General features: G+C 71.3%; 10 protein-coding genes. 6 read left to right on the forward strand and 4 right to left on the reverse strand.

What is annotated here, in order from left to right; genetic code table 11:
- The first annotated feature begins 1 nt into the window (after nucleotide 1).
- Nucleotides 2-640: an HAD family hydrolase gene (locus H4W31_RS09050; protein ID WP_318783722.1), complete on the forward strand. Its 639-nt coding sequence runs from the start codon at nucleotides 2-4 to the stop codon at nucleotides 638-640.
- Between the two features lie 81 nt (nucleotides 641-721).
- Here H4W31_RS09050 and H4W31_RS09055 read toward each other — a convergent pair whose 3' ends face one another.
- Nucleotides 722-1624: a MerR family transcriptional regulator gene (locus H4W31_RS09055; RefSeq protein WP_192766250.1), complete on the reverse strand. Its 903-nt coding sequence runs from the start codon at nucleotides 1622-1624 to the stop codon at nucleotides 722-724.
- 88 nt (nucleotides 1625-1712) lie between these two features.
- Entirely contained in the window at nucleotides 1713-3098 is a 1386-nt protein-coding gene (locus tag H4W31_RS09060; RefSeq protein WP_318783102.1) for a multidrug effflux MFS transporter, read from the reverse strand.
- A 51-nt stretch (nucleotides 3099-3149) separates the two neighbouring features.
- On the opposite strand from H4W31_RS09060, the gene H4W31_RS09065 reads away from it, so the two are divergent.
- From H4W31_RS09065 to H4W31_RS09075, 3 genes are all read left to right on the forward strand, one after another.
- Nucleotides 3150-3635, forward strand: coding sequence for a MarR family winged helix-turn-helix transcriptional regulator (locus H4W31_RS09065; RefSeq protein WP_318783103.1), 486 nt, complete (start codon nucleotides 3150-3152; stop codon nucleotides 3633-3635).
- 87 nt (nucleotides 3636-3722) lie between these two features.
- Nucleotides 3723-6017, forward strand: coding sequence for an MMPL family transporter (locus H4W31_RS09070; protein WP_225945454.1), 2295 nt, complete (start codon nucleotides 3723-3725; stop codon nucleotides 6015-6017).
- Nucleotides 6018-6171: 154 nt separating this feature from the next.
- A complete protein-coding gene (locus H4W31_RS09075; protein ID WP_192766251.1) occupies nucleotides 6172-8844 on the forward strand; it encodes an ATP-binding protein in 2673 nt (890 codons plus the stop codon).
- Nucleotides 8845-9115: 271 nt separating this feature from the next.
- Here H4W31_RS09075 and H4W31_RS09080 read toward each other — a convergent pair whose 3' ends face one another.
- Entirely contained in the window at nucleotides 9116-9565 is a 450-nt protein-coding gene (locus H4W31_RS09080; RefSeq protein WP_225946333.1) for a MarR family winged helix-turn-helix transcriptional regulator, read from the reverse strand.
- 141 nt (nucleotides 9566-9706) lie between these two features.
- On the opposite strand from H4W31_RS09080, the gene H4W31_RS09085 reads away from it, so the two are divergent.
- Complete coding sequence (locus tag H4W31_RS09085; RefSeq protein ID WP_192766253.1) at nucleotides 9707-10288, forward strand: YceI family protein; 582 nt, start codon at nucleotides 9707-9709, stop codon at nucleotides 10286-10288.
- A gap of 291 nt (nucleotides 10289-10579) precedes the next feature.
- Nucleotides 10580-12061 (forward strand): glutamate-cysteine ligase family protein, encoded by a 1482-nt coding sequence (locus H4W31_RS09090; protein WP_192766254.1) that lies wholly within the window; start codon nucleotides 10580-10582, stop codon nucleotides 12059-12061.
- A 9-nt stretch (nucleotides 12062-12070) separates the two neighbouring features.
- On the opposite strand, the gene H4W31_RS43680 is transcribed toward H4W31_RS09090, so the two are convergent.
- On the reverse strand, nucleotides 12071-13477 hold the full coding sequence (locus H4W31_RS43680; protein WP_192766255.1) for a hypothetical protein: 1407 nt from the start codon (nucleotides 13475-13477) through the stop codon (nucleotides 12071-12073).
- Between the last annotated feature and the right edge of the window lie 25 nt (nucleotides 13478-13502).

Consider the following 13502-nt stretch of genomic DNA (forward strand, 5'->3'; position numbering starts at 1 on the left):
GGTGCTCTTCGACCTGGACAACACGCTGGTGGACCGGGCGGCCGGTCTCCGGCTCTGGGCGCAGGAGTTCTGCGTACGGCGTGGTCTCGGCCAGGCCGACGTCGAGTGGATGGTGGAGGCGGACGGAGACGGACTGGTGCCGAAGGAGATCTTCTTCGGCGAGCTACGCGACCGGTTCCGGCTGCCGGACTCGGTGTCGAGCCTGTGGGCGCAGTACCGGGTACGTCATCCCGCCCTGATTCCGGTCTTTCCCGGTGTCCCCGCCGGCCTTACCCGGCTGAGGGCCGAGGGCTGGAAGGTCGGCCTGGTCACCAACGGCTTCGCCGACGTACAACTGCGCACGATCACCGGTAGCGGGATGGGCGCGTACCTGGATGGTTGGGCGATCTCCGGCGCCGAGGACGTACGCAAGCCGGACCGGCGGTTGTTCGAGATCGCCGCGCGGCGGTGTGGCACCACCTTGTCCGATGGTGGCTGGATGATCGGTGACAGCGCGACATCGGATGTCGGCGGCGGCCAGGCGGCCGGGCTGCGAACCGTTTGGGTCGACCGGGGTGGTGCCTGGCCGAGCGGCTTGCCCGTGCCCGACCACGTCACGCCCAGCGTGGTGGAGGCGTTCGCGGTCCTGCTCGCCGGATAGCCGGCCCAGACACCGACGCCCGCCACCCGAGCCTCCAGGTCCGCCAGGTCATGCCCGCGACCGGCGGGTCCAGGCCGTGTTTTAGGTAGCGGGTGAGTCTTGGGCGGATAGCTCTATGGCCAGTTCCTCACAGCGCAGGCGGGCTGGGGAGAAGTCGTAGGGCATCTTGCCGACGGCTTCAAGTACGCTCATCTCCCGCCTGCCAGAGCTGAAGTCGGCCTCGTCCTCGCCGTGATCGGCGGTAGCAGGGTGCAAAGTGTCCCAGGCGTCGAAGAGGGCATCGTCGTCCCTATCCAGGCCGGACTCCTCGATGACGGCCTGCAGGGCGCTTTCGAAGGCGTGCCGCTCGGCGGCCACTTGCGCCACCCGTGGATCATCGACGGCGACGCTGTCATCGAGTGCCTCCTCGGCGGCATCGATGCGGTCGGAATCCTCCCGCAGAGTGGGATGCGTGGCCAGGGCGACGAAGCGGGTGGCCTGGACGGCCGCGCCGAGCGGGCCGAAGATCCGCTCAGTGACCAGCAGAGCGTCCAGGTCCGCCTGACGCAGGGAGCCTTCGGGCAGGCTCTTGAGGCGTTCGGTGACGAAGTCGGAGAGCAGGCCCATCCGGCTGCCTTCGGTGCGCATCCGCTGCACGGCGGTCCGTTGCCGCCGCAATTCCGCCTCCTGCTCGGCGAGGGTTTCCTCCAAGCGCTCCAGGATGCCCGCGATACCGTCTCCGCTGTCCGCACCGGCGGAAGCCGTGCCGGTGGTAAAGGCGTCACGGATGTCGTCCAGGGCGATCCCGGCGTCGGCCATCTTGCGAATCCACAGCAGGCGGATCATGTCCTCGTACCCGTAGCGGCGGCGGTTGTCACCGCCCCGCTCAGGCTCGGGGAGCAGGCCGATCTCGTGGTAATGGCGAATCGCCCGTGGCGTGCTGCCGGCGAAGGCCGCCGCGTCACCGATCTTGACCTGGCGGGGTGGCATGAAAGACGAATGCATGAGGAGCGACCTTTCCTCAAGGGATCGGGACGTAAGTCCACTGGACCACATGCCGCTACGGAAGGTGCAACCCCGTACACACCACGGTCTAGCCGGCTACCGCCGGGCGTCGGGTGAACCGCAGGGCAAGGCAGGCGAGCCCGACGCAGACGGTCATGCCGAGGAAGAGCGGTTCGGCGACGTCCCGTCCACCGAGGCCCATCAGCGGTGCGACGGTCGCGGCGAGAACGGCCTGCAACGTGCCGAGCACCGCCGATCCGGTCCCGGCGGCGTGCGGAACCCGTTGGATCGCCAGCGCGGTCGCGTTCCCCATCATCATGCCCAGCCCGACGAAGAAGAGCAGCAGCGGTCCGAGTACGACGATCCGGTCGAGCTGCCCGGCCAGCGTGACGCCCAGCAGGGCGGCGCTGCTGGTGAGCATCGCGGCCAGGCCGGTCCGGAGCAGGGTCACCGGGGAGATCCGGCCGACTATCTTGGCGTTCACCGCGCTGCTCAGGGTGGCGACGAGTGCTCCGGCGGCGAACGCCACGGAGGCCTGTCCGACGGTGAGGCGCAGGACGTACTGGAGGAAGAAGGGCGAGGCGGCGATGTAGCAGAACAGGGCCGCGAAACCGAAACCGAACGCGAACGTGTAGCCGAGATAGATCCGGTCGCGCAGCAGCGACCGCGCGGTGGCCAGGGTGGATCGCAGGCCGCCGGCATGCCGCCGCTCCGGCGGCAGACTCTCCGGTACGGCGACCAGCGTGATCAGGAAGGTCAGCAGCGAACCGGCGGCGAGGACCCCGAACACCGCCCGCCAACCGGCGGCGCTGATCACGGCACCACCGATCAGGGGTGCGACGATCGGGGCGATCCCGCCGAGCGCCATCAGGATGCCGAACATCCGGGCGGCGGCAGGACCCTTGGCGGTGTCGGAGACGACGGCGCGACCGACGACCACTCCGGCCGCCCCGCTGAATCCCATCAGGAACCGCAGTACGGTCAGCGACTCCAGCGAGGGAGCGATCGCGCACGCGGCGGCGGATGCCGCGCACAGGGCCGTACCGGTGAGGATCAGGATCCGCCGGCCGTACCGGTCGGAGAGCGGGCCGAGCACGAGCTGCCCGAGTGCCAGGCCGACCAGGAAAGCGGTGAGGGTGAGCTGGATGCCGGACGGGTCGGTCCGGAACTCCTCGGCCATCAGCGGGAACGCCGGCAGGTACATGTCGATGCCCATCGGGGGCACGAAGGCCAGCAGCACCAGCGCGACGGTGAGCAGCACCGGCAGTCCGGCGGGCCGTACCGGGCTCGGCTCCGCTGGCGACGGCTCCGGTGGCGAGGGCTCCGCCGGCGGCGGCTCCGATGGAAGCTGCTGCGCCGGGTTCGGGTGCGCCGGGATCGACTGGGACGGAAGTGGCTCCGGCGAAAGCGGCTGCGGGGGAATCGAGGGAATCGGCGGACTCGACTGCTCGCTTCGCGAGGGGGTGGAAGTCACGGCAGGAAATTACTATAACTATATAAGTATGTCTACCGGTACCCTCGTGAAGTGAAACGAGTGATGGACGCGGACGAGACGGTTCTCCGGGAGGCGAGGGCACTCGTACCAGTCCTGTACCAACTGGGCCGGGTGATGCGGCTCCAGGGCGTCGACGAGGCCGGGCTGGGCCAGTTGCCACCCTCGGAACTCGAGGTGCTCCGGTACGTCCTCGAAACTCCCGGCGTCTCCGTGAGCACCCTGGCCCGCGACCTTGGCCTGCACGCCAGCAACGTGAGCGCGACCGTCCGCGCCCTGGTGGCCCGGGAACTGATCCGCCGCGAGCCCGACCCGAACGACCGACGCGCCGTACGGCTCCAGCCGACGGTCGACGCCGCGCACGGCTCGGCCCGGATCGAGGACTCCTGGGCCCGGATCTTCGCCGCCGCCCTGGACGACCTCACCGACGAGCAGCGTACGGCCGTCGCCAGCGCCGCTCCGGCGCTCGGTGCGCTCGCCGAACGCCTTCGGGTCCGGCGCGTCGCCGAGCGGGGCTGACGCGCACCTCCGCACGGCGCTTTTGGTCCGGTTGGCAGCCCGGACTGCCGGAAAGGGGGCTGACGTCCGACTCCCCAGAGTGTTTGCATGTGCGCCGAGGGCGACGAGCGGGCGTCGGCCCGGGGGAGGTCGACGATGTTCCCGGTACTCGGGCGCGCGATGTGGCGGTGGCGCTGGCCGGTCCTGATCGGCTGGCTCGGACTGGTGCTGGCCGGGGCGACCCTCGGCGGCCAGGTCTTCGACCGGCTGTCCAGCACCGACAACCTGCGACCCGACGCCGAGTCGGAGCAGGCAGAGCGGCGGGTGGACGAACTCCTGCCCGAGGGGCCGATCGTGGTCGCGGTGGTCCGCGACCGGGACCCGTACGACCCCGCGCTGGTGGCCAGCGTCGGACAGGTCCGCGACGAACTGCTGGCCGTACCCGGGGTGAAGGCCGTCGAGGACCTCTACAACGCGGCGGGCGGACGGATCGGCGCCGACAACCGCAGCACCCTGGTCCAGGTCGAGTTGGCCGAAGGACTGGCCCCGGAGCAGCGGGAGCGGGCCGAGGACCGGGTCAGTGTCCTGCTCCGGCAGATCGACGCGCCCGAGGTGCTGGTCGGCGGGGAGAAGTTGGCCGAGCGCGCCTTCGCCGAGCAGGCGATCGAGGACGCGGCCGTCGGGGAGTCGATCGCGCTCGGCGTACTCCTGATCGCCCTCGTGGTGATCCTCGGCGGCCTGCTGGCCGGGCTGCTGCCGATGCTGGCCGCGCTCGCCGCCGTCGCGGTGACCCTGCTCGGCCTGTACGGGCTCAGCACCGTGACCGGGATCAGCGAGTTCACCCTCAACGTGGTCACGCTGCTGGGCATCGGCCTGACCGTGGACTACGCGCTGCTGCTGGTGGCCAGGTTCCGGGAGGAACGGGCCGCAGCCGTTGCCGCCGCCCGGGGGGACGGCGTCGTGGATCCGGGGATCCTGCTGGCCCGGACGATGGCGACCGCCGGCCGGGCCGTACTCGTCTCCGGCCTCGCGGTGGCGGTGGCGATGATCGGCCTGTACGCGTTCGCCGAACCGCTGCTCTCCGCGATGGCGCTCGGCGGCGCGGTCGCGGTGCTGCTCTCCACCCTGGCCGGACTGACCCTGCTGCCGGCGCTGATCGCGGTCGCCCACCGGCACATCCCCGCCCCCGGGTCCGACACCTGGGTACGCCGCGCGCTGGCCGCGACCCGCCGGCGGAAGAACCCCGTCGACGGCCCGGGGCTGCTCGGACGCCTGGCCGGGTACGCCCAGCGGAAACCGGGACCGGTGGCGTTCACCGTCACGGCCGGTCTGCTGCTGCTCTCCCTGCCGTTCCTGTTCGGCGCCAACCTGGCCAACTCCGACGCCCGCGCACTGCCCCGGTCGATGGAGGCCCGGCAGGTGCACGACGTGCTGCTCCGGGACTTCGAGGCGGGTCGGGCGGCGCCGGTGACCGTGGTGGTGGAGGCCGATCCGGCCAGTGCCGAGGTCCGTGACCTGATGAACCAGCTCAACGTCCTGCCCCAGGTGATCAGGATGCAGCCCCGACCCGACGTGCCGGGCGCCGCCGTGGTGATCGACCTGACTCCGAAGGGCAGCACCGGCGGGCCGGAGTCGCGGGAACTGGTCCGCGCGGTACGCGCCCTGGAGCAGCCCCTTCCGTTGCTGGTCGGAGGGCCGGCCGCCGAGTTGGTGGACTACCGGTCGTCGGTGTCGGCGCGACTGCCGTTCGCCGTACTGGTGCTGTTGCTGGTCACCACCGTGCTGCTGTTCGCGCTCACCGGTTCGCTGGTCATCCCGGTGAAGGCCCTGGTGATGAACGCGCTGACCCTGCTCGCCACGCTCGGCGTGCTGGTCGTGGTGTTCCAGTGGGGTGTCGGCTCGGCCCTGCTCGGGGTGGAGTCCTGGGGAGCGATCGACCTCACCACCCCGGTGCTGCTGTTCGTCTTCGTCTTCGGCCTGTCGATGGACTACGAGGTGTTCCTGCTCGCCCGGATCCGGGAGGAGTGGGATCGCTGGTCGGACCTGCGTACGCCGGCCGCCCGGATCCGGGCCAGCCAGCGGGCGGTGCTGGCGGGGATCACCCGGACCGGTCCGGTGGTGACGGCGGCGGCGGTCTGCATCACCATCGTCTTCCTCGGATTCCTGCTCGGTGACCTGACCGCGGTCAAGGAGATCGGGTTCGGAATGGCGGTGGCGGTGCTGCTCGACGTGACGGTGGTCCGGGGTCTGCTGCTGCCGGCGGTGATGAGCCTGCTCGGGAAGTGGAACTGGTGGGCACCCGGGCCGCTGCGCCGGCTGCACCGACGATTCCTCGGCGGCGGACGACCGACGACACCCGCGCCCGTACCGACCCCACCGGAGCCGGTCCGGGCCGGACCGTGACCCCGGTTTCATCGACGTACGGTAATGGTGTCGGCTCGCTCCGCTGCATCGTGGGAGCGTGCTCGGGGAAGCTGTCGGATATCTATGTCTTCCTCGGTCGGTAGCGCGACGCATCGCTGCCGGCGTCGATCGAGGGTGCGTACTCTTCCTGGCCATGACTCCGGATCATGGCTCCGACCGGATCCCGATCGGCTTCGACGAGTTGCTTCGCCGGTGCCGGTTGGCGGCCGGCCTGACCCAGGTCGAACTCGCCCAGCGGGCCGGGGTCGGGGTCCGTACGGTCCGGGACCTCGAACGGGGCCGCTCGTCCCGTCCGCAGCGTACGACCGTCGAACTGCTGGCGACGGCACTGGCGCTCGCCGGCCAGGACCGGACCGACTTCGTCGCCTCGGCCCGTGGCCAGGCAGGACCGGTTCCCGAGACGGTCGCCGGTACGCCGATCCGCCGACTTCCCGCCCGTGGCCTGGGCCTGCCCGATCCGGGTGAGTTGATCGGACGGGATCGGGACGTCGCCGAGTTGGCCGCGATGCTGACCGAGCGACCACAGTTGACACCCGGGGTGGTGAGCCTGGTCGGCCTGGCCGGGGTCGGGAAAACCGGCCTGGCCCTCAAGGTCGCCCAGCGGGTGGCCGGCGAGTTTCCCGGCGGGGTCAGCGGGATCGTGATGATCGAGGGTTCCACCGAGGGTGACGTACTGGCCGCCGTCGCCATGGTGTTCGGGGTCGGCCGGGCGAGCGAGCTGGCCGGCCGCTTCTCCGACGTACCCTCGTTGCTGCTCGTCGATGCCGTCGAACGGGCCCCGGGAGCGGCGGTCGAGGCGCTGAACCGGCTTGCCGGGACCGCGCCGATGCTCCGGATCCTGGCCACCGGCCGGCATCCGGTCGGGTTGCCCGGCGAGCGGGTCCGGCCGGTGACCCCCCTGGAGGTGCCGCCTGTCGACGCCCCGGCCGAGTTGGCGGCGCTGACCGAGTACCCGGCGGTCGCGCTGCTGCTCGCCCGGCTGCGCCAGATCCGCCCCGAGCCGCCGCGCCCGGACGAGGTGCTCGCGCTCGTCGAACTGGTACGCCGACTCGGCGGGCTGCCGCTGGCGATCGAGCTGGCCTCGGCGCACGGCCGGGTGCTCGATCTCAACGAGATTCTCGACCGGTACGGAAATCGGGTGCTCGACCTCGGCAGCCCACCCGTCGCCCGCGAGGCGGCGGTGACCCTGCGGGACGCCGTGGCGGCGAGTTACCGGTTGCTCGGAGCCGGCGAGCGGTCCGCGCTGCGCCGGCTGTCGATGCTCCGCAACCGGTGGTCGGTGGAGCTGGCGGAGGCCATGCTCGACGACGATCCGTCCTCGACGGGTCGCATCCTCCCCGCCCCGGGCGCTCACTCAGCCCCGGGCGCTCACTCAGCCCTGGGCGATCACTCGGCCCCGGCTGGAAACCCGGCCCCGGCCGGGCCGGACAGCGGCGGGGACCCGGTCCGGGTGCTCGACCGCCTGCTGGCGCTGGGGCTGATCAGTTCCCGGGGTACCGGGCCGCTCCGGTTCCGACTGCTCGACGTCGTACGCGACTTCGCCGCCGAGCGGGCGGCGGCCGACGGCGAACTGGCGGCGATCCGGGGTCGGCACGCGGCCGTGTTCGCCCGGTTGGCCGGTCGGGTCGCACCGGACCTGGCCGGCGGGAAGCTCGTCGAGGCGGTCGGCCTGCTGGACGAGGTGGCCGGCGACCTCTGGACCGCGCTGGCACACTCGGCCAACGACGATCCGCACACGGCGCTCCGGCTGGCCGCGAACCTTGCCCGCTGGTGGCGCTACCGGGGGCGGGACGTCGCCGGTCGGCAGTGGCTGCGCCGGCTGCTGGACGATCCCCGTACCGCCGATGCGGATCCCACGGCACGGGCCTGGGCGCAGGTGGGTGTGGCGCAGCTCGCCCAGGAACACGGCGCCGGGCCGCAGGAGATGCCGGCCGTGGAGGCGGCGTTGACGGCGTTCCAACGGTTGCGGGACGTCCCCGGCGAACTCGCCGCCCGCAGTGTGCTCTGTGGACTCTGGACCGCCGTCGGCGGGCACGACGAGGCCCGGCGGCACGGCGAGGCGGCGTTGGAGCTGGCCACCCGTACCGGTCGGATCCGGGACATGGCGGTGTCGCAGAACAACCTGACCTGGCACGAGATCCGGATCGGTGACCTGCGTGCGGCTCGGCGGCGGTTGGCGGCGGTGGACCGGCTGGCCGGCGAGTGCGGCGAGGAGCGGCTCCGGGTACTGGCCCGGGCGAACCTCACCGAGGTGACCCGGCTGGAGGGCCGGTACGCGGACGCGGTCCGGCAGGGGCGCCGGGTGATGGCGGCGCTGGTCGCGCTCGGGGATCCCGGCCACCGTCGACGGGTTCTCGGCACGGTCGGGCTCGCGCTCGCCCAGGACGGACGGCTCGACGAGGCGGCGGCGGTACTCGCCGAGCTTCGGGCGCGTAGGACGGTGGGTTCTGGCGGCCGGGCGGCCGAGCCGGAGTCGGGTCGCGCGGCGGTCGACGAGGCCGTACCCCGGGAGGACGGGATCTGTGCGCTCATCGAGGCGAGCCTGGCGATGCAGCGGGGTGACCGGGAGTGGGCGGCCGAGTGGTTCGCGGCGGCGGCCCAGGCCAGCGCCGGGTCCAGGGATCAGCGGGACGTCGCCGAGGCGTTGGTCGGCCTGGTGGCCAGCACCGACGATCCGGCGGCGCGGGCGGTGGCGGTCAAAAGCCTTGATCAGGTTTGCCGGGAGGGCGGGATCGTCCTGTTGCCCCGGGAGCGGGCCATGATCAACCTCGCTGGGCTCGACCAGGGCACCTTCGGTGACGACTGATCCGGCACCTGGGGCCGTGGCGCGAGTGGAACTGCCCCCCGACAGAGCCCCTCACCGGTCCCCCTCGCGCCACGTCCCCAGAGCCCCCCGGTTGTTCGAAGATTAACCAGCAGTGGCATCCGTTTTTTCCGATTAATGGGTCATGTTGCGATGTGTACGTGACTTCTGCCGGTCTTTCTGCCGGTGCCCCTCGGACGGCCTCGCCGACCGGCTGCGCCATTCGGCCAGCGGGCCGCGATATTCGGCCACGGAGCCAGAAAACGGGCAGAATTCAGCAGTCGCCGGCCCGGCCCGCGCTTCCGGCGGTGGCACCCGGGTGAACCGCGTCCCGGACGATCCGGAGGGAATCGAGCAGGTTGTCCAGTGCGGCGGAGTCGAGCTGACTGATGAACCAGTCCTCGATGAGCTGGATGTGTCCGGGGAGCGTCTCGTCGAGCCTCGTCATGCCGGACTCCGTCACGACCGCGTACGCGCTGCGCCGGTCGGAGGGGCAGGCGCGCCGGCAGAGCAGCCCGTCGCGCTCCATCCGGTCGACGACCCGGGTCACCCCACTGGTGGAGAGGGAGGTCTGTGCGGCAAGGTCGGTCATCCGGAGTTCGTGCTGGGGCGATCGGGCCAGCCGCATCAGGACCTCGAACTCCACGGACGAGAGGTCGTGCTCCTCGAACTGGGCGGCGAATCTGGCCGCGAGCCCGGCGTGCACCTCCATGACCAGGCCCATGGCCGTCAGGCGGGAGTCATCGTAGAGGTTCTCGGTCACGATCCCATCCTAGCAGTACTTGACACGGGGAATATTGCTGCATCTATAGTTGCTGCGTCAGTCATCGGTCCACACAAACTATTTTCCTGGGAAGGCAGCACCATGAGCAGCAGCACCGAATCCGCCACCCGTTCGTGGGAAGGGCTGACGATCCCGGCCCCGGGTACGTACCTGCTCGACCAGGCGCACAAGCGCGTCGGGTTCGTGGCTCGACACATGATGGTGAGCAAGGTGCGCGGCCAGTTCCGTGAGGCCGAGGCGACCATCACGGTAACGGAGAACCCGCTCGAGTCCGCGGTGTCCGCCACCATCTCGACCGGCAGCATCGACACCGGCGCGACTGACCGCGACAACCACCTGCGCAGCGGTGACTTCCTCGAGGTGGAGCAGTTCCCGACGCTGGAGTACCGCAGCACCGGCGTCAAGTCGCACAGCGGCAACGAGTTCGTGCTCACCGGCGATCTCACGATCAAGGGCGTGACCCGCCAGGTCGACCTTGAGGTCGAGTTCGAGGGCGCCGGACGTAGCCCGTTCGGCCAGGACCTCTTCGGCTTCACCGCCACCACCGAGATCGACCGGGAAGAGTTCGGCCTGACCTGGAACGTCGCGCTGGAGACCGGCGGCGTGCTGGTCAGCAAGAAGATCAAGATCGAGATCGAGGGCGAGGCCATTCGCCAGGCATGACGAATGCCGCCCGATCGGCTTCCGGTCGGGCCGGTACGGACGACGGCGTTACGCCCCGGGCACCGATTGACTGGTGACCGGGGCGTCCCGTTGGGTAATGCGCCCGGTGGAAGGGGTATGTCGATCGTGTGCGAAGGTGGACGCAGCGCCGCCGGTCGCTCACTCTCGGCCGGCGGGCGCTGTGGTTGTGGCCGCGTGCGCTCGGCGCTCCTACGGTGACAGTTCGAACATGCGTCCGGCAGGTACGGCCAGCCGGACCGCGGCGACAGCGCCTCGCGGCGGGGAGGGCACATGGGCCAGGACGTCTCGGAGGTGCTCCCCTTCTCCCGGGAGGACCGGATTCGTTACCGGCAGAAGGTACGGCGGTGCCTGGACGTCTTCGCCCTGATGCTCGACGACTTCGGCTTTGACGCCGACCGGCCGACCACCGGCCTGGAGATCGAGCTGAACCTGGTCGACGATGACGCCGAGCCCGCGATGCGCAACGCCGAGGTGCTGGACAACCTCGGCGATCCCACCTTCCAGACCGAACTGGGCCAGTTCAACCTCGAACTCAACGCCCGGCCCCGGCTGATCGAGGGTGCCGGCTTCGCCGACTACGAGCAGGACCTGCGGGAGAGCCTCGGCCGCGCCGAGGAACTCGCGGTGAAGTCCGACGCCACGATCATCCTGATCGGCATCCTGCCCACCCTGACCCCCCGGCACCTGGTGCTCGACAACCTGTCCAGGAACAAGCGCTACCGGGTGCTCAACGACCAGATCGTGGCCGCCCGGGGCGAGGACATCGAGCTGGACATCCGGGGCGTGGAGCGGTTGCAGACCCACACCGACTCGATCGCCTCCGAGGCCGCCTGCACCAGCCTCCAGTTCCACCTCCAGGTGGCGCCGGACAGCTTCGCCAACTACTGGAACGCCTCCCAGGCCATCGCCGGGGTACAGGTCGCACTCGGCGCCAACTCGCCGTTCCTGCACGGGCGCCAGCTCTGGGCCGAGACCCGCGTCGCCCTCTTCGAACAGGCCACCGACACCCGGCCCGACGAGCTGAAAGCCCAGGGCGTACGGCCCCGGGTCTGGTTCGGCGAACGGTGGATCACCTCGATCTTCGACCTCTTCGAGGAGAACGTCCGCTACTTCCCGCCGCTGTTGCCGATCTGCGACGACGAGGACCCGGTCGAGGTCCTGCACAACGGCGGTACGCCCAAGCTGGCGGAACTCCGGCTGCACAACGGCACCGTCTACCGCTGGAACCGGCCGGTCTACGACATCATGAACGGCCGCCCGCACCTGCGGGTGGAGAACCGGGTCCTGCCGGCCGGGCCGACCGTGGTCGACATGCTCGCCAACGCCGCCTTCTACTTCGGGCTGGCCCGGGACATGGCGGAGGGTGACCGGCCGATCTGGAGTCAACTGACGTTCAGCGCGGCCGAGGAGAACTTCCACGCGGCGGCCCGGCGGGGCATCGACGCCGTCGTCGCCTGGCCCCGGCTGGGTCAGGTACGCGTGACCGACCTGGTGCTCGACGTACTGCTGCCCCGGGCGGCTGCCGGACTCGACCGGTTCGGTGTCGGCGCCACGCACCGGGACCGGTTGCTCGGGATCATCGAGCAGCGCTGCCGTACCGGACGCAACGGCGCGGTGTGGCAGGTCGAGGCCGTACGGGCGGCCGAACGTGGCCGGGGCATGAACCGTCCCCAGGCACTCCGGCACATGCTCCAGCGGTACGGCGAACTCCAGCGGACCGACGAGCCCGTGCACACCTGGCCGGTGGACTGAGGCGTCCGGTCACCGCGACCGGCGGCCGAATCGGCCCAGCCTGCCCTTCGACTTACCGTCTCCGCTGCCCGGGGACGCCCCGTCGGCGGGCTCGTCGGTGCGCTCCCCGGCACCGCCGCTGCCACCCGCCCCGTCGGACGTCGACCCCGACCGGTCGAGCCCGTCCGAGCCGGCGGGATCGGTGGACCCGTCGGTGTGCCGGGACGGGACCGGGTCGGCGTCGTCGGAGGTACGCCAGGATCCGCCGGTCGGCTGGGCCGGCAACCGGGGCGCAGGTCCGGAACCATCCGGAACACCATCGGCGGGTTCGGCACCGGCATCGGCCGGCCCGGCGTCGGCGCCTATCGGTCGGCCGGATTCGTTCCGGGAGTCCCCGGCCGCCTCGGAGCCGCCGTACGGCCGCCCCGCCGATTCGGCTTCGGTCGCGGGTGCCTCGGCTGCGGGTACCAGCGGTTCGGGCCGGGGAGCCTGCGACTCCGCGTGTTGGGCGCGCGCCTCCGCTCGTTGTGCCAGCGCCGCCACCAGGGCGGATCCGGCGAGCCCCGCGACCACCGCGTACGGCGCCATCAGGTGTGCCGACACCTGCTCGGGGCGGATGCCGACCAGCCGGGGCGCGGCGAAGAAGTAGGCGACGGCCACCAGCAGCGGACCGCTGATGCCCGAGATGGCGGCCCCGACCCGGGCCGCCGGTCGCCGGGCCGCGGCTCGGGCGGCGAACATGCCGATCAGCAGTGCGGAGCCGAGCGACAGCGCGGCTCCGGGCCAGTAGAAGTACTCGCGGAACCAGAAGCGTTCGCTGTCCGACGTCAGCTGCCAGACCCCGAGTTGAGCGCTGGCCAGCCCACGGCCGGACAGCACCCCGTCGATGACCGCGACCACCGCGAGGGTCCAGAGCCAGCCGACGGTGGCCAGCACGTTGGTGGCGACGGCCGGCGACGAGGTCGCCCAGATCGCCATCAGCAGCCCGATCATGACGCCGACGACTGCGTAGCCCGCGGCGACGGTCTGCGGTGACGAGGTGTCCGCGCGTACCGCCGCCCGGGCGGGTACGGCGACGAGCACCACGGTGACCAGTCCGCCGATCGCGGCGGAGACCGCGAGCACGGCCCGCCACAACCCGCTGGCCAGGGTCGGGGGCGGTTCGGTGGCCGGGCCGCCGCTGGGGGCGGTCGACTTCCGGGTCCGGCCGGCACCACTGAGCCGGTGCGCGCAGATCGCCCCGGCGACGGTGGAGGTGGCGGCTATCCATGCCGCCCAGGTGAGACTGGCCACCCAGGCGGCCTCGCTGGTGCCGTCGCCGGAGGGCAGCCAGGCGATGATGCCGAGCCCGTAACCGAGACCCAGTTGAGCGGCGCCGGCGCCGGCAGCAACGCCGATCGCCGTCGCGACTGATCCTCCCCAGCCTCGTGCGGCCATGCGGGGCAGCGTAGCGTCCACCCGG

The organism is Plantactinospora soyae, assembly GCF_014874095.1.
In the GTDB taxonomy this organism is placed as follows: Bacteria; Actinomycetota; Actinomycetes; order Mycobacteriales; family Micromonosporaceae; genus Plantactinospora; species Plantactinospora soyae.

Coding starts and splice junctions, on each gene's coding strand:
- H4W31_RS09055 (WP_192766250.1), bottom strand. CDS start 1,624: ATGCATTCGTCTTTCATGCCACCCCGCCAGGTCAAGATCGGTGACGCG.
- H4W31_RS09070 (WP_225945454.1), top strand. CDS start 3,723: ATGTGCGCCGAGGGCGACGAGCGGGCGTCGGCCCGGGGGAGGTCGACG.
- H4W31_RS09075 (WP_192766251.1), top strand. CDS start 6,172: ATGACTCCGGATCATGGCTCCGACCGGATCCCGATCGGCTTCGACGAG.
- H4W31_RS09080 (WP_225946333.1), bottom strand. CDS start 9,565: ATGGGCCTGGTCATGGAGGTGCACGCCGGGCTCGCGGCCAGATTCGCC.
- H4W31_RS09085 (WP_192766253.1), top strand. CDS start 9,707: ATGAGCAGCAGCACCGAATCCGCCACCCGTTCGTGGGAAGGGCTGACG.
- H4W31_RS09090 (WP_192766254.1), top strand. CDS start 10,580: ATGGGCCAGGACGTCTCGGAGGTGCTCCCCTTCTCCCGGGAGGACCGG.
- H4W31_RS43680 (WP_192766255.1), bottom strand. CDS start 13,477: ATGGCCGCACGAGGCTGGGGAGGATCAGTCGCGACGGCGATCGGCGTT.